The following is a 17,438-nucleotide window of genomic DNA, read 5'->3' as shown; positions in this document are numbered from 1 at the left end:
TTTTTAACGATACGCTTCATTTTGTACATACAGCCCCTCTTTCACTTTCATCTGCGAATCGGGAATAGGATAGAGATAAGTTCCATCCTTTATTTGCCGGATATACAATAACAAAGTCGGACGTATGACATTACCATTGGCATCCACTGCATATTCCTGAAATTTATCACGAACAGCTTGAAGATTATTATGACGTACCAAATCATGCCAACGGATTCCTTCACAAGCCAACTCTCTCCGTCTCTCCTTGTCAACACATTCCCGGAATGCAGCCGGTTCCTTTTCGGCATTTGTCAATACCGGTATTCCTGCACGCCGCCGTATCCTGTCGACCATATCAACCCCTTTTGAAGTTGGACCTACAATCTCGGCATACATCAACATCACATCTTCCAAACGAATCAACGGGAAATTCAGAGGGAAATAAGTACGATCCACTATCTGCGCATTAATATCATCATACCCCAATGCTTCTCTTTTCATTTTATGTTCCAGGAATTTGATAAAGAAATCCTCACCTGCATATTTCGTCACACTATTAGGATTGTCATCATTCACAAACTTGGTCGTATCAATAGTAGCCAGACACCGTACATCAAGAAAATGTCCTTCTTCATCTTGTTCCTCTTTCAATAAATTATCAAGCCCCTTCGCACAAGCAATACTATTACCGGACATTTCAAGAGTAACATATTTCGAAGGTAAACGAGGCACGGAGTGAAATACCATCGGATTACCATAATCTTTAGCGACTATATATTGAATTTCAAAGATGTGATATTTATTATCATTCTCATTTATCCACATTCTTTGCCATTCACTTGCATTTTTAGCCCAAAATTTACCGGTTGCATCCGCATAATCAATTACTTCTTCAAGAAGCTCCCTAGCGAGTTCCTTTTTAGTTTCATCATACAGAGGAAATCCCGCCATTGTCAGATAAACTCTTCCTAACAATGCCTTTGCCGCAGTCAATGTTGCACGGCCACTGGCGGATTTCCTTCCTAGATAATCCTTCGGTTCCTCCGTCAGGCTTCCGACAGCATATTCCAAATCAGGAATAATAACCTTCTCATAAATTTCTACAGCCTCCGACTGCGGAGTCGACATTGCTTCTGAAATAGTCTGAGGAACAAGCGTCAAAGGAACACGCCCGTAATAACGAACCAAATCAAAATAAGCTAATGCTCTCAAAAAACGCGCTTCTCCTATTTGTTGTTCCTTTATTCCTTCAATAGTATAATTCACCCCATCTACCTTGGACAAAAACAAATTGGCACGCGAAACAATCTCAAACAAGTCATTCCATGCATCCCGAACTGTTGCAATGGTCGATATATTAGGGTTAAAAGAACTGATGTCCATATAGTCACGCTGTGCCGTACTCAGTTCTCCGCACCATGTATTATCCGAACGAACCTCTGACATAAGTAAAGCATAAGTCGACAACGGAAGCAGTCCGTTATATACTCCTATCAACGCTTGCTCCATTTGCGACGGGGTCGTATAAAAGTTTTCAGTAGTACGGGTATCTACCGGAGTGACATCTAGCCAGTCACTACAAGAAGAGAATAACAATCCCATACTCATAGCTCCACTTAGTATATATTGATATAGTTTCATAGTTTCTTTTATTAGAATGTTACATTTACCCCTAAAGTAATAGTTCTAGCCTGCGGATATGAACCGTAATCATAGTCACTATTCTTTCCGTCATTATTTACTTCCGGAGAATAACCACCTTCATATTTATCCCACATCAGAAGATTTTCTCCCGAAATATAAACACGGGCATAATTAATTATCTTCTTATTTTTGATGGGAATACGATAGCCCAGCGTTACGTTTTTAATTTTAATAAAATCGGTACTATACAACCAGCGGGTATCGTACAGTGAACCTGTATTAGAGTTATTAATACCGGGAGTTTTCCCATCACCCGGCTGTTCCTCGGAAACCCACATATTTTCCCAACGTGACAATACATTGATAGATGCTCCCATACCCGGACGATCCATGCCACGACCGAGCAGACTATATATCATTCCCCCTGTCTGTCCAGTCAGTAATACAGACAGGTCGAAATCTTTATATTTAAAGGTATTTGTCATACCAAAAGTATAATCGGGATCCGGTTTACCAACCAACGTACGATCCTGGTCATTAATCTTACCGTCATCATTCACATCACGGTATCTCACATCACCCTGGATAGAATTGGACATTGTAGGATATTTCCTCAAATCTTCCTTATACTGATACACTCCTACAGCATCATACATATAATATGCCCTCAAAGGTTGTCCAACCATCAATACCTGTGTATTCGATTTATCCCATCCAATGAAAACCGTACTATTATCTTCTCCCAAACTCAACACCTTATTCTTATTATAAGCTATATTCAAAGAAGTAGTCCACTTGAACCTTCCTGTCAAGTTTTGGGTAGTCAGTTCAATCTCAAACCCTTTATTTTTTATACTACCGATATTCCCCCATGCTTGTGTGAATCCCATTGTACCAGGAACAGAAACCTGATATAATAAATCTTTAGTCGTTTTATCATAATAATCGGCAGCAAGAGTTATCCTGTTATCAAAAAATCCCAAATCCAAACCAACATTCCAACTGTGTGTCTTTTCCCATCCAAGTTCTTTATTATCAATTGAACTGGGAGCAAAACCATTGGTCAGGCTTCCACCAATTGAATAGTTGGAACTACCCATCAGCCCGATAGCAGCGTTAGTAGAAATAGAATTATTTCCATTCATACCCCAGCTACCGCGTATTTTCATTTGATTGACCACAAACTTTTCCGGCCAAAACTTCTCGTTAGAGATTCGATAGGCAGCAGAAACAGCAGGAAACATCCCCCAACGATTATTCTTTCCGAAACGTGAAGAACCGTCGCGACGAATACTTGCTGTCAACAGGTAACGGTTATCATATTCATACTGGGCACGCCCGAAATAGGATAATAAGCGATTGGGAGTTGACAAGGTAGCTAACGCAACTTTTATAGCCTCATCACTTTGGTTGAAAACTTCAAGTGAATTATCCGGGAACTGTTGCGCAGACAAGTTTGTAGTGGCTCCCGAAGAACTTTCCATTGAATAACCTGCCATAGCGGCAATATTATGCTTGCCTAATTTCTTATCATAATTTAATACAGCCTGCAACAGATATTTGGATGACCGTATATCTATACGGTTGGCAGAACTATGATACCCTTCACCATCCGTCCAGTTCTTAATTACCGAACTCGGAGTAAAAGTGCGAGTCTGACGGCTTGTAAAATCATACGCACCTTTCACTTCCGCCCTCAATCCGTCAATAATATTGACTCTGATAAAAGCTGAAGAATTCAACCGGGCCGTTTCGATATGATTGGTGACCTGCTCCATATAAGCAATAGGGCTGATTTTTGTACTAGACCATAAATAAGAGGCATAAGGTTCCGCACCGGAATATATCCCAGCATCTGGCTCTGCAACTGGACACATTGTCAAAACCTGATTTGCCTGCTGATCTTTGCCATCCACACGCCCACCATCTTTCCAGTCCATTGACGGAGCCATATTAACGCCTAAAGTGATGCGATCATACAATTTTGTCTCCACATTAGCCCGCAGATTCAAACGTTTGTAAGCACTCTCTATAGCAATACCTTGCTGGTCTATATATCCCAGAGAAAGCCGGTATTGAGTATTCCCTCTACCATTTGAAACAGAAAGCTGATAATTCTGCATCGGAGCCAAACGATAAAATTCATCCTGCCAGTCAATTAGTCTTAATCCACCGTAACCGGGCTGTGTCCATCGCGGGTCATTCATATACTCATAGTTTACCCGATTACCATTCAAGGCATAACGGGTATCCCAATCATCATCTGCCGTAGCTCCTTTTCCTCCTAAAGCAGCAAGGTATCTACTATTGTTATAGGCAGTCCGGAAAGTGATCCACTCTTCCGGGCTTAGTACATCTATTTTCTTTTCCAATTGTTGGATACTGAATGCAGCAGAAAACTGTACCCGGACTTTATCATCCTTATTAGCCATTTTAGTTGTAATCAAAACAACACCATTAGCACCACGAGAACCGTAAATAGCAGAAGATGAAGCGTCTTTCAAAACTTCAATCGACTGAATATCATTTGGGTTGATACTTCCCAAATCATCTATCGGAATTCCATCTACTACATATAAAGGAGTGGCATCCGCATTAATGGAAGCAGCTCCGCGCACACGAATCTGTAATTCTGATCCCGGCGCACCATTAGTTGACCGTACTTCTACTCCCGCCAACTGCCCCTGCAATGAAGAGGCAAGATTGGGTGCCGGACGGTCTTCAAGTTTCGCTGCATCAACTTTGGCAATGGCCCCGGTCACATTCCCCCTTTTGGCTGTACCATAACCGATTACAACCACTTCGTCCATTTGCACGTCATTTTCGCTCATCCTGATGGCAAAAACACTCTTTCCTTTAATAGAAATAGTCTGTGAAGCATATCCCAAATAAGACACCTCAATTGTCTTAGCTTTATCAGGAACTGCAAGAGTAAATTTGCCATCCACATTGGTAATTGTCATTCCAGACTTCCCTTCTGCTACAATAGTTGCCCCGATCAACGGTTCATTTCGTTCATCAACCACCGTACCGGATATGGTACGTTTTTGTGCAAATACTGTGACCGAATGGAGAGCCGAAATCATCATCAAGAAGAAAAATATATATTTTCTTCTCCAACAGCTAATCTCACAAACAGTGCTTTTCATACATTCTAGTTTTCATTTAATAATATTAGTTTTATACAATCTCATAAACCATGGTAATACAAAATCCAGTTATCAATTCAACAGCAAATATAGCGGCATACATGAAGCTGCTCATGCATTTTTCTCCATATCCCATGCACATTTGTCCACCTGAACATTCTTATATAGTCCCTCTTTCTTTTTTTCAGGTTATTCAAGAAATTCAATGCAAAAGTCTGAATTTAAACTTTAAAATTACGTGCTATTTATCTATCTTTACCGCAAATCTAAAAAAACACAATCATTATTATCACTATACAAGTATGAGATTCTTCATTAAAGCTACAATTTTCTTTTTTATATGTACATGTATTATATATCCGGCAAACGCCTCCATAGAAATACATGCTAGGAATCTGACTGCCACTGACGGATTAGCCAATAATTCTATCAGGCATATCTATCAAGACAGCAAAGGATTCATTTGGTTTTCTACTTTAAATGGCCTGAGCCGTTATGATGGAAATTCATTTGTTACTTTCCGTCCCCAGAGCGGTGAAGAACTGTCATTAGCGGATCATCGTATCAGAAGTGTACAGGAAGACTCCGACGGATTCCTATGGATTACAACTTCCGCGGAACAAATCAGTTGTTATGATTTGAAAAAAGACTGTTTTGTAGATTTCACCGGCAAAGGAGAAATGAAAGACCGTTATAATGAAGTCACAATCCTCCCTAATAAGGATATATGGCTTTGGGGAAGGGTGCAAGGCTGCCGGAAAATTACTTATAAAAACAACAAATTCAGTTCGGAAACATATTCTACCGACAACCATAAACTAAAATCCGACAATATACGTTTTCTTAGTGTATTTGATTCAAATTCCATTTGGATTGGTACAGGAAAAGGGCTGTATTTACTTAAAGATAACACGCTCGAATGTATAGATTCGACTCACTACTTCCTTCAAAGCGCAGTCATTGATAATACTATTTATTTCATAACATCAGAGGGATTTATTTGGAAATACAACCAGCAGCACCTCACGAAAGTTGCCAATACTGCCACATCAACTGATTTTTTGCTAACAGGCAATATTGTATTACGTAACGAATGGCTGTTATTTACCAAACAAGGCGGAATCTTATTCAATCCCAAGACCAATACAACCAGAATTGCTCCGGAAGAGCTCAATATCCGTAATGGATTGGTAGTGAAAGATAACCGCAACAACTACTGGGTTCATAATCAGACTGGATACATTAACTATATTCAAAAAGAATCCGGTAGTGTCAAAAAGATTGATGTAAGATCGTCAAAGCTTCCATATTTCATTGATTACGAACGCTATCATGTCTATCATGACTCCAGAGACATTATATGGATAACGACTTATGGGAACGGACTTTTTGCCTATAATCCTACTACTAAAGAACTGGAACATTTTACCGCAACCGCCAATCATACAAATCCCATCGCCTCAAACTATCTTCAATATATAATAGAAGATCACTCGGGCAATTTATGGACAAGTAGCGAATATTCCGGTATATCCCAAATTGAAATCATAAATAAAGGGGCTGCAAAAGTATATCCCGAAGGTGAATTAAATATCGACAGGGCAAATGCCATCCGCTTCATATCCCACATGCAAGATGACGAAGTATGGATAACAACGCGTGCAGGCGGATTATATATCTACGATAATAAACTAACAAAACAGAAAAGCAAAAAGTATTATGATATAAATATCTATTCTGCATGTGAGGATAGTAAAGGTAATATATGGTTGGGAACACGCGGGAAAGGGCTCCAAGTCGGAGACGACCAACACTATATACATCAGGCAACCGATACAAATTCCTTAGCTGCCGATCCAGTATTCTGCATTTTGCAAGACCGCAAACAACGTATGTGGATAGGAACGTTCGGCGGAGGACTTGATCTCGCTGTTCCTAAAAAAGACAAATACATATTCCGGCATTTTTTCAATAAGACTTATGGCCAAAAGGAAATCCGCACTATCTGCGAAGACCGTAACGGATGGATATGGGTAGGAACCAGTGAAGGTGTTTTTGTATTCGATCCTGACCGTATTATAAAAGACCCGAACGATTTTTACCAATACAATCTGGATAACCATGCCCTGAAAAGCAATGAAATAAAATCAATTATACAAGATAAGAAAGGCAGGATATGGATTGCCGAATCAGGTATCGGATTTTGCGTAGCCAATATAAAGAATGATTATAAAGATATATCCTTTACTCACTATACGGTCAATGATGGACTTGTCCACAGTGTAGTACAAGCTTTCATTGAAGATGATGAAGGAAATATCTGGGTATCCACCGAATATGGGATTTCTTGTTTTAACCCGGAAAACAAAATATTCAACAATTACTTCTTTTCTAATGATATATTGGGGAATGTATATACAGAAGGATGTGCCAAATTAAAAGATGGTCGTTTGGCTTTCGGCACCAACCACGGACTTATAATACTCAATACTAAGCAAATTAAAAACAAAGAGAAAATTCTGTCCGTTACATTTACAGACTTAAAGTTAAACGGAATATCAGTCCGTCCTGCCGATATGGACTCTCCATTGACAGCCGCTCTGGCATATACAGATGCCATCAGTCTGAAATATTACCAAAGTTCCTTTGTCATAGACTTCTCCACTTTTGACTATCCAATTTCGACTAATACAAGGTTCAGCTACAAACTTGAAGGATATGACGATGACTGGAGTATTCCTTCTACATTAAACTTTGCAGCTTATAAAAACTTACCGGCAGGTACCTACTATCTACATGTCAAAGCCTGCAGCGTATCAGGTATATGGAGTGATAACGAGGAGACACTTGAAATCAAAGTAACTCCCCCTTTTTGGGCAACCGGATGGGCTTTCTTTGTTTACATACTCATTGCAGGCATTATCATGTATTTTGTATATCGTACTATCAGGAATATTAACAACTTGCGGAATAAAATTAAAGTAGAAAAGCAATTAACAGAATACAAGTTAGTATTTTTCACCAATATCTCACATGAATTCAGAACTCCGCTTACACTAATACAAGGGGCTTTGGACAGAATCCACCGTACCCACAATATCCCCAAGGAGATACGTTACTCTATCAAACTAATGGACAAAAGTACTCAGCGTATGCTGCGTCTGATCAACCAATTACTTGAATTCCGGAAAATGCAGAACAACAAACTCGCCCTTTCACTTGAAGAAACTGACGTTATCGCTTTCTTATATGAAATCTACCTAAGCTTTCAGGATACAGCCGAATCCAAGAATATGGATTTCAAATTTATACCATCCGTCAATTCATACAAAATGTATATTGATAAAGGTAATATCGACAAAATCGCCTACAATCTTTTATCAAATGCTTTCAAATATACTCCTTCCGGTGGAAAGATAGAATTCAGCATTTATATTGATAAACAGAAACAGCTATTAATCATGAAAGTAACGGATACAGGTGTAGGCATACCCAAAGAAAAACGTAATGAGCTGTTTAAACGTTTCATGCAAAGCAGTTTTTCTAGCGACAGTATAGGAGTAGGTTTACATCTTACCCATGAACTGGTTCATGTTCACAAAGGGAACATCTGCTATGAAGAAAATCCGTCAGGTGGTTCTATTTTCATTGTAACTTTACCTACTGATTCTTCCATTTATCAATCTAACGACTTCCTTATTCCTGAAAATGCCATATTAAAAGAAGAAGCACAAAACCATCCTTCGCTTTCTGCTCTTAATGAGGAAAATGCTCACTCTGAATCAGAAGAAGAAATAGATAAAGAAGTAGAAAATATAGAGAAAGAACTAAAAACAGAACTGAACGCATCTGATCAAGAGGGTCCTCTAAACAAACGGAAAATACTTATTATCGAGGATGACAATGACGTACGGGAATTCTTGAAAGAAGAACTGACCCCATATTTCGAGGTTGCTGCCGAAGCGGATGGAAAAAATGGTCTGGAGTATGCCCATAATAATGATATAGACCTCATTATCAGCGATGTCATGATGCCTGGATATAATGGTTTCGAGATAACCCGTAAACTAAAAAGTGACTTTAGTACCAGTCATATTCCTATAATCCTACTTACAGCCCTGAATGCAGCGGAAAGCCATCTGGAAGGAGTGAAAAGCGGTGCAGACTCTTACATAACAAAACCTTTCAGTACCAAACTGTTACTGGCAAGCATATTCAAACTGATAGAACAGCGGGACAAACTAAAGGAGAAGTTTTCCAATGACTTGTCAGCCAAACGTCCTGTGATGTGTACATCGGATAAAGACAAGGAGTTTGTCGAAAATCTGACCAAGATAGTGGAAGAACAACTGACTAACCCTGAATTTACTGCCGATGATTTTGCTTCTATGATGTCACTGGGTCGCACCATCTTTTACCGTAAAGTGCGTGGAGTGACCGGATATACTCCCAAAGAATATCTTCGTATCATGCGAATGAAGAAAGCTGCTGAATTGTTGTCAACCAAGAAATATACCGTATCTGAAGTAACTTATATGGTCGGCATCAATGACCCGTTCTATTTCAGCAGATGTTTTAAGGCTCAATTTGGCATCTCTCCTTCCAGTTATCAGAAAAGATACCAAGAGGGCATAAGAGAAACAGAAATAAACGAAGATTAATAAATATATTTATGTGTTTGTGAACATATGTACATGTTTAATGGAATTTTTTCACTAGTCGGAATAAAAAGTTCAGACTAATTTTGTCTCAGAAAAAATTATCAACACATTTAATTATAGCATTATGAAAAGATCAGTATTAATTTTAAGCCTGGCAGCCTTTGTATTATCAAGCAACGCACAAGTATTAAAAAGCAATCTGCTAAATGGATATAAACAAGGTGATAAATTGGAAAAAGCTACATATAATAAAGCTGATGCTCCGATAAAAATAGATACCTGGTGTGAAGCATTCTCTTCCCAAACTGACAAGAATGCCGGTAGTCCCATTACCGGACAAGAGCTCAGTTATGAGGGATATACGGAAAAAGGAGTATCTATCAAAATAGGAGAACTCCCGGAAAATGTGAAAGGTTCAAGATTTAGCGTATATTCCATTTCTGAAAAGAATGACTATTGCAGGGGAACTTTATACCTTTCATTTTTGGCAAACTTTTCCTCCGTCGCTTCCAGTCGCTTAGGCGATTTCATTGCTCTTTCCCCTGTTCATACTGGCGGTAATCTGCGTGCCAGAGTATATGTCGGTAAGATAGACGATGAACATATCCGATTCGGGACTAATCTGTTAAGAGTTAATGCAGAATCCTTCAAAAGCCATGCGCTTAATAAGACGCATCTATTGGTTCTCAAACTGGATTATAAAAAGAACGAGGTTTCATTATTTGTAGACCCAGCCTTAACAGCAGAAGAACCTCAACCCGATGTGGTAGCGAAGGGGGACGAAGATAATAACAAATTAAAAGGGGGGATTCGTTCTATTTCATTTAGGAACCGCGATGATTTGACCGGAAATGTCGGTAACTTCCGCTTCTCTTCCAGTTGGGCAGGTGTGATAGCTCAATAAAAATCTATTTTTATTATTGCATTATGATGTAATATGGAGCATTGAATTGTGTACAATGCTCCATTGTTTTTACAATCATGTCACTTAAATTCACTTCTGTCATTTTACATCATAATAAGTATTATCCTCCTCCTTCACATAAAGAAAAAAAATGACTTATCTTTAATAGACAAGCTTTCTGTTTTTAATAAACTATTGAGGAGTTTATTAAAAACGGTATCCAAGTTTATTATAAATTATAAATTTCGATTTTAAGGTTCTCCCTGTACTTTTTCATAACAAAAAAGACTGCGAACCTTATAAAGATTTGCAGCCTTTAGCTTATACGGTAAGTCTCACAGCTTAACTATTGTAAGGAGCTTCTGATATATTGTTATAATATTGTACTATTCTATTTTCATTCTTTTTTAAATTCTTTATCCATTAATCTTTCCGCTTGCAAATATACAAAATTAAAAAGGCTTTGTCAAGAGTGCGCTACTATAAGAAAAAGTATTTGTAACAAAGTTCCATATCTAATACCTTACAACCATAATATCGCTATTTGTGGATAAAACTACATACAAAATGGAATTTTTTCATCATAGCTATTTGCAGAATCAACCTAATTTTGTCATACAGGTCTAAAAGAATTATTAATCATATATAAATATCACAGAAATTATGAAACACATCCTTTTTTATGCATTATTCTTTATTTTAAAGATTGCGTCGGCACAAGCCCAAAGTCTTGACCAGCCGAAGAACTATCCAGCAGATGCTATTTCTTCTTTTGCTGAACGTCTGGAACCTATGGGACGCATCTTGGAAGACGATAATTATTATGTGTGGTGTTGTGCACCAATTATAGATGAAAAGAATAAAGTACATGTATTTTATTCACGTTGGGAAAAAAAGTATGAAATGAAAGGATGGCTGGGGCATTGTGAAATCGCACACGCCGTAGCCGACCAACCGGAAGGCCCATACAAATATGTATCAACAGTACTGTCCCCCCGCCCGGGCTATTTTGATGGTAATACATGTCACAATCCAAGCATTTATAAAATAGACGGTCGTTACTGGCTATTTTACATGGGAGCAACCAATGGTAAATTTGGAACGAAACGTATCGGATACGCTGTAGCAAACTCTATTTGGGGACCGTGGGAAAGATGCGAAAAACCATTATTAATGCCTGGAAATACAGGTGAATGGGATGATTATATTACCACTAATCCAGCTTTCTTAAAACATCCGGACGGAAAATACTGGCTTTATTATAAATCTTGTAATGAAAATGAATATGTGAACCAACATATCAATGGTATTTCAGGTAACCGGAAATATGGGGTAGCTTTTGCAGATAAAATCACAGGACCTTATCGACGATATGAAAAAAATCCGATTGTCGATTTCTCCGGTTTCGGAGAAAACAGGCAAGTAGAAGATGCGTATATCTGGTATGAAAACGGTATATTCAAAATGTTAATGAGAGATATGGGGTTCTACGACCATACAGTGGGGCTCTATTTCGAATCCAAAGACGGGCTGAACTGGCAAAACCCTCAAATTGGTTGGTTTGGAGCAGAGCATTATATCAAACAACCACCCGCTCCTAAACATCTCAAACGTTATGGACGTTTCGAACGCCCGCAAGTACTAATGAAAAATGGAAAACCGGCTTACCTTTTCACGGCTTCCCAAGGGGGAAAAGCAGAAACATCTTCAGGTTTCGTCTTTAAAATCAAGCCCGAATAAACGAACATAGAACTTAAAGTACACTTATAAAAAACTGTTATGAAAAAAATTATATTGATATTATTTACCTTGTTGCAATTCCCGGCAAACGCAAAAGACTTGCCTCACTCCTCCTATTGGCACGGAGAAGAAAGAACTCTTCGATATAAACCCGAAGGAGAAGAGTTTGTAATAACCAATGGAAATAAAAGATTTACTAGAGCTATTTATGGAACTAATACCGGCTTTCGTTTTGAAACCAGTGACTTCCCCGAATTCGGACTTTACATGCCTAACCTCGGTGGAAGTGTATATATGGCTATATCTACCCCCTCAAATATTACTTGGATAAAAGATATGGAATTCATTGAATCTCGTTTTAAATCCGGGCAACGCACCTACATTGTGAGAGACAGGAGACATCTAGGAAACGGCAGTCTGACAATTGATGCTGTAGCTATGTCCGATGGCGATGGATTAGTAGTAAGATACAAAGCCAAAGACATCCCTGCCGGCACTAAAATCTTGTGGATATATGGGGGGAGCCAACAATCAGAAATTCGGACGTGAGGGAGACTTGAATTCCGACCCAGCCGATTGTTTTTTCATTAAAGCCAACAATTGTTCCGGAAATATATATCAAATTAATCAAAACAAATTTACGATACAATACGGGCACCACACCAGCAACAGAGCCTCTCAACATAAAGTAATGTCCATAGCAGGAACCTTTCCTATCGGAACTGATATAAAAGAAGTGGATGGAAACCTTATTGACCAATTGGACGAACTTATCACATCCCGCAAATCAAACAAACCGGTTATCATAGCAAAATATCCGGTTAGTACCATTCCTTTCTATATTGAACTGCACAACCCTAAAAGTCATAGTGAGTTTCAATATAATGATCTCAGTAATGTTTTCAACAAAGGTGTTGAGTTCAGAACCCAAATAGCTTCCAGAATCAAAATAAAAACACCTGATCCATTTCTGAACACATTAGGAGGCACCTTCTCTGGAGCGGAAGATGCTGTATGGCAATCTCCATCGTATCTACATGGAGCCATCTGTTTCCGCGAATTACTTCTTACCGGTTGGAGAGGGGCTTATCTCGCAGACTTGATGGGATTAGAAGATAGGGCAAAAACTCACTTTAACGGTTATCTTAATTCGCAAGTTATAGATGTTCCCGTCACATTACCCCATCTTCAGGACACAGCCCTAAACCTCGCACGGTCTGCAAAAATATGGGGAACCCCCATGTATAGTAATGGTTATATAGGAAGAGTTCCTAATAGAAGAGACGTCATGCATCATTATGATATGAATCTAGTCTTTATAGACCAACTGTTGTGGCATCTCAAATGGACCGGAGATCTTGATTACGCACGAGAAATATATCCTGCCCTCCAACGTCACTTTACATGGGAAAAAAAACTATTCGACCCCGATAACGACGGGTTATATGATGCCTATGCTTGTATCTGGGCTTCAGACGCATTACAATACAATGGCGGTAAAGTGACACATTCTACTGCATATAACTACCGGGCAAATAAAATAATGGCAGAAATATCCGAAAAATTAGGAAAAGATCCAAGCATATACAAAAAAGAAGCAGAACTTATATTATCTGCCATAAACAAAGAATTATGGATAAAAGACAAAGGATGGTGGGCGGAGTTTAAAGATAATATGGGAAACCGGATACGACATGACAACGCTGCCATATGGACTATTTATCATGCAATAGATTCTGATATACATGATCCCTTCAAGGCATATCAGGCAACCCGATATATAGATACGGAAATCCCCCACATCCCCGTCATGGGAAAAGGTTTGAAGGATACTGCCAATTATGTGATTTCAACAACAAACTGGCAACCTTATATGTGGTCTATCAACAATGTCGCTTTCGGAGAAATCTCACATACCGCCCTTGCTTATTGGCAAACAGGACGTTATGAAGAGGCTTTCAAAATGTTCAAAGGAGCTGTTCTGGATGCGATGTACCTTGGTTCAGGTCCGGGAAATGTCACACAATTGTCATTCTATGACGCAGCCCGCAGAGAGACATATCGTGATTTTGCCGATGGAATAGCGACAGGGGTACGTGCTCTTGTACAGGGTATGTACGGTATCATGCCAGATCTTATTAATAATAGACTAACGATAAGACCCGGATTCCCCGATGATTGGAATTTTGCAGAAATTGAAACTCAAAATATGGCATATACTTTTGAAAGGAAAGGCAATATAGAAAGGTATTCTATAACTCCTAATTTACTCAAAAAAGATGTCAGCTTGTCAATGGAAATAAAAGCTATAAGAAACAAAATTAAATCTATCAAAGTAAATGGAAAAGATACACCCTATACTTTACTTACAACCACTATTTTATCTCCAGAAATTAAGTTTGAGGCAGGAATAGCTGACAAATACGATATCACGATAGAATGGGACGGAGAAAAAATAAACAGAGACATGATATCTGTCAATGTAGCCAATGGCAGCCAGTTCAGACTAAATATTCCTTATAAATCAGGAAAAATATATGACCCGCAAAACGTTCTGCGTCATGCAAACTTAAAGAATGACATACTAACCGGCACTATAACCGCTCAAAACGGACATCGCACTGTATTTGTCAATATCACCAATGGAAATATGAATTATTGGCTTCCCATAGATATAAATGTCAACAATCCGCTTGATATCGTTTGTGATTCTGAATCTTCTTCTCTTATTTTTACCTTGAAAAACAATATGGATAAAGTGATAAAAGGTGATTTGTATATCAATGGTAAAAAGGTGAATGAAAACATCAATATAGAAGCTCATGGAAAAAACAACTATGAATTTGATATTCCCATTGCATCTTCAGGAACTAATAGAATAAAAGTCAAATCCGGAAAAGACACTTACTCTTTTCGAGCCATCAATTGGAATATCTCTGTACCGGAAAAATCAGTTTATAAGACGGTAGACATGAAGAAAATATTTAATGACAAAGTAAGTAATATATTCGCTTATGGAAAATATATGTTCCCAAGATGGAAATACACCACATTACAAGTTCCGACCCAAGGTATGGGACAATGGTGTCATCCTCAAAGTATTTCTGTTATTGATGACCGTGGAATAAGAAATAAGGCTTCAAGAAATAACAATAGATTCATTATGCCACAAGGAATACCTTTCAGTACTCCAGGAGAAAAAGAATATAATAATATTGCATTCACCACATTATGGGATAACTACCCGACTTCCATTAATATACCACTAAACGGTAAAGCTTCTAAAGCCTATTTCCTCATTGCAGCTTCCACTTATTATATGCAATCTCATATAGTAAATGGCGAAATCAAAATAGAATATACAGATGGACAAAAAGAAGTACTGAAACTTATATTACCAGATAATTTAATTCCTTTAGATCAGGATATATTCGTAGATGGATATGCTTTCAACACTAAAGATCCACGTCCGTGGAGAGTACGCCTTAAAACAGGTGATGTAAGCAAATATCATGCAGGCGAACTTGGAAAAACAATATCGAACAACCCGATATCTATTGATGGTGGTATGGCTACAATGCTTGATCTGCCACTCAATCCAGTTAAAGAATTAAAATCATTATCTTTGGAGACGACAGCCAATGAAGTCGTGATAGGATTGATGGGAGTAACGCTAGTCAAATAGCCACAGAATGAGGGTGATCAATGATACACCCTCATTCTATATATTTCTGGACACTGTCCATAATATTCCTACTGATAACTGATTTCTATTTTACTATCAATATTGTATTCTTGTCTTACTTGACTCTTATCTTCCACTTCCAAATAAATTTCACTTAATCGAACTTTTTTTCCATACACTATCTTTCCCGCTGTTTTCACTTGTGCTCGAATATTAAATAGATAGAAGTTCTCAATACGTAAACTATCATTCCACCCCGAAGCTGTAATGAAACATTTAGATCTTTTCGCTCTTACATGAGAGAAATAAACATTGCGAAAGTGTGGATACCCTTTTTCTTTAGGTTCTACTGGAGTCAGCATTATTTTCCAATGTGCAGGAATCTCCCTACTTTCATATTCTACAGGTAATTTCGAATAACTATATTTTGGATGCCAGTTCAAATCCACCTCCAATACATTAGATACACTATCAGCCTCAACTCCTGTGACATAAATATTCTCTACTGTCCCACCACGATTCATAGACGATTTAAGCCGTAATACAGATCCTGTGCCATACGCTATCAGATCATGAGCCAGTACATTACGAATAGAACCGGAAGTCTCACTTCCGCAAGTCAGTAACCCTGCACCTTTACGGGCAATACAGTTACGAACCACCACATTCTCCGTGGGACGATTCACACGCAGTCCGTCGGCGTCACGCCCTGCCTTAATACAAATATTATCATCGTTGCAATCCACATCACAGTTTTCTACCAGAATATTGGTAGATGAATCAATATCAATGCCATCCGTACTTGGTCCGTGACCTCCTACATTATTATTAATAGTAAGTCCGCTCACCGAACAATGATCCGAATACAAAATCTGACAAGCCCAGAATCCCGTACGCACCAACGTAAAGTCTTTCAACGTGATATGCTTGCTGTTGGAAACCAGTACTCCCCTCACCCGCTTGCAATCATAATCCACAATCCAACGCAGATTCTTCTTCTCATATTCCTCCCGCATCGCCCAATATTTATCCCAGAATACTTTTCCGCGGCAATCGATAAAACCTTCCCCCGTAAGAGCGGCATTTTCCGCATCCATTATATTGATAACGGCCGAAGGCCATGTCATTTCGATACCGGCAATGCGGGAAGGAAATTCCGGATAGTCCTGAATATTATCACTCGCAAGCAAGGTAGTACCTTTACTAAGATGCAGATTCACACCACTCTTGATAAACAAAGCACCTATTTTATAATACCCCTGGGCAACAACTACCGTACCTCCTCCCTGTTGGTGACAAGCATCAATAGCGGCCTGGATAGCAGGAGTACTGAATACGGAAGTGTCATTCCGCAACCCGAACTTTCCGGCATCCCATTCTGTGTTTTCCGGAGTCCTCTGCGCCCCCACCTGATCGGCCCACGACAAATCCGGCTCTGCAGATACACTTCCCCAATCATAAGCAGGAATCGTCTTTTTCGGAGTTGTAAAACCAATCAAGGCCAATAGTACAATAGATAAAAGATACTTCATAATTACTTCTTTTAGTTCACGTTGCAAAATTATCGCATATCATCAAAGAGGTAATGGACAGATGTACGCAAAAGATAGAATATTATATCATACGGACAATTAACTTGAAAGGGTGCACAATTGTATATAGTCTTTGTACAT

General features: G+C 38.7%; 8 protein-coding genes. 5 read left to right on the top strand and 3 right to left on the bottom strand.

Going from position 1 to position 17,438, the window contains the following annotated elements; translation table 11 throughout:
• Positions 1 to 3: 3 nt before the first annotated feature.
• Together BSAG_RS17585 and BSAG_RS17590 are read right to left on the bottom strand one after the other, a co-directional pair.
• On the bottom strand, positions 4 to 1,623 hold the full coding sequence (locus tag BSAG_RS17585) for a RagB/SusD family nutrient uptake outer membrane protein (protein ID WP_004308511.1): 1,620 nt from the start codon (positions 1,621 to 1,623) through the stop codon (positions 4 to 6).
• 11 nt (positions 1,624 to 1,634) lie between these two features.
• Positions 1,635 to 4,775: a SusC/RagA family TonB-linked outer membrane protein gene (locus BSAG_RS17590; RefSeq protein ID WP_004312561.1), complete on the bottom strand. Its 3,141-nt coding sequence runs from the start codon at positions 4,773 to 4,775 to the stop codon at positions 1,635 to 1,637.
• A gap of 302 nt (positions 4,776 to 5,077) precedes the next feature.
• On the opposite strand from BSAG_RS17590, the gene BSAG_RS17595 reads away from it, so the two are divergent.
• The 5 genes from BSAG_RS17595 (at position 5,078) to BSAG_RS0222675 (ending at position 15,765) form a co-directional block, all read left to right on the top strand.
• Complete coding sequence (locus BSAG_RS17595) at positions 5,078 to 9,436, top strand: hybrid sensor histidine kinase/response regulator transcription factor (RefSeq protein WP_004312562.1); 4,359 nt, start codon at positions 5,078 to 5,080, stop codon at positions 9,434 to 9,436.
• Between the two features lie 124 nt (positions 9,437 to 9,560).
• Complete coding sequence (locus BSAG_RS17600; RefSeq protein WP_008642253.1) at positions 9,561 to 10,340, top strand: hypothetical protein; 780 nt, start codon at positions 9,561 to 9,563, stop codon at positions 10,338 to 10,340.
• Positions 10,341 to 11,003: 663 nt separating this feature from the next.
• Positions 11,004 to 12,080 carry a glycoside hydrolase family protein gene (locus BSAG_RS17605; protein ID WP_004312563.1) on the top strand — a complete coding sequence of 359 codons (1,077 nt, stop codon included), beginning with the start codon at positions 11,004 to 11,006 and terminating at the stop codon, positions 12,078 to 12,080.
• A 39-nt stretch (positions 12,081 to 12,119) separates the two neighbouring features.
• Complete coding sequence (locus tag BSAG_RS0222680) at positions 12,120 to 12,629, top strand: DUF4450 domain-containing protein (RefSeq protein WP_004308507.1); 510 nt, start codon at positions 12,120 to 12,122, stop codon at positions 12,627 to 12,629.
• Positions 12,595 to 15,765 (top strand): DUF4450 domain-containing protein, encoded by a 3,171-nt coding sequence (locus BSAG_RS0222675; protein WP_008642250.1) that lies wholly within the window; start codon positions 12,595 to 12,597, stop codon positions 15,763 to 15,765. Before BSAG_RS0222680 ends, BSAG_RS0222675 begins: the two co-directional genes overlap by 35 nt.
• A 68-nt stretch (positions 15,766 to 15,833) precedes the next feature.
• Here BSAG_RS0222675 and BSAG_RS17610 read toward each other — a convergent pair whose 3' ends face one another.
• Positions 15,834 to 17,297 (bottom strand): glycoside hydrolase family 28 protein, encoded by a 1,464-nt coding sequence (locus BSAG_RS17610; RefSeq protein ID WP_004312564.1) that lies wholly within the window; start codon positions 17,295 to 17,297, stop codon positions 15,834 to 15,836.
• Between the last annotated feature and the right edge of the window lie 141 nt (positions 17,298 to 17,438).

The sequence above is a fragment of the Bacteroides sp. D1 genome (genome assembly GCF_000157095.2).
Taxonomy (GTDB): Bacteria; Bacteroidota; Bacteroidia; order Bacteroidales; family Bacteroidaceae; genus Bacteroides; species Bacteroides xylanisolvens.
The sequence above is the reverse complement of the archived record's forward strand: the minus strand, read 5'-3'. Positions and strand labels throughout refer to the sequence as shown.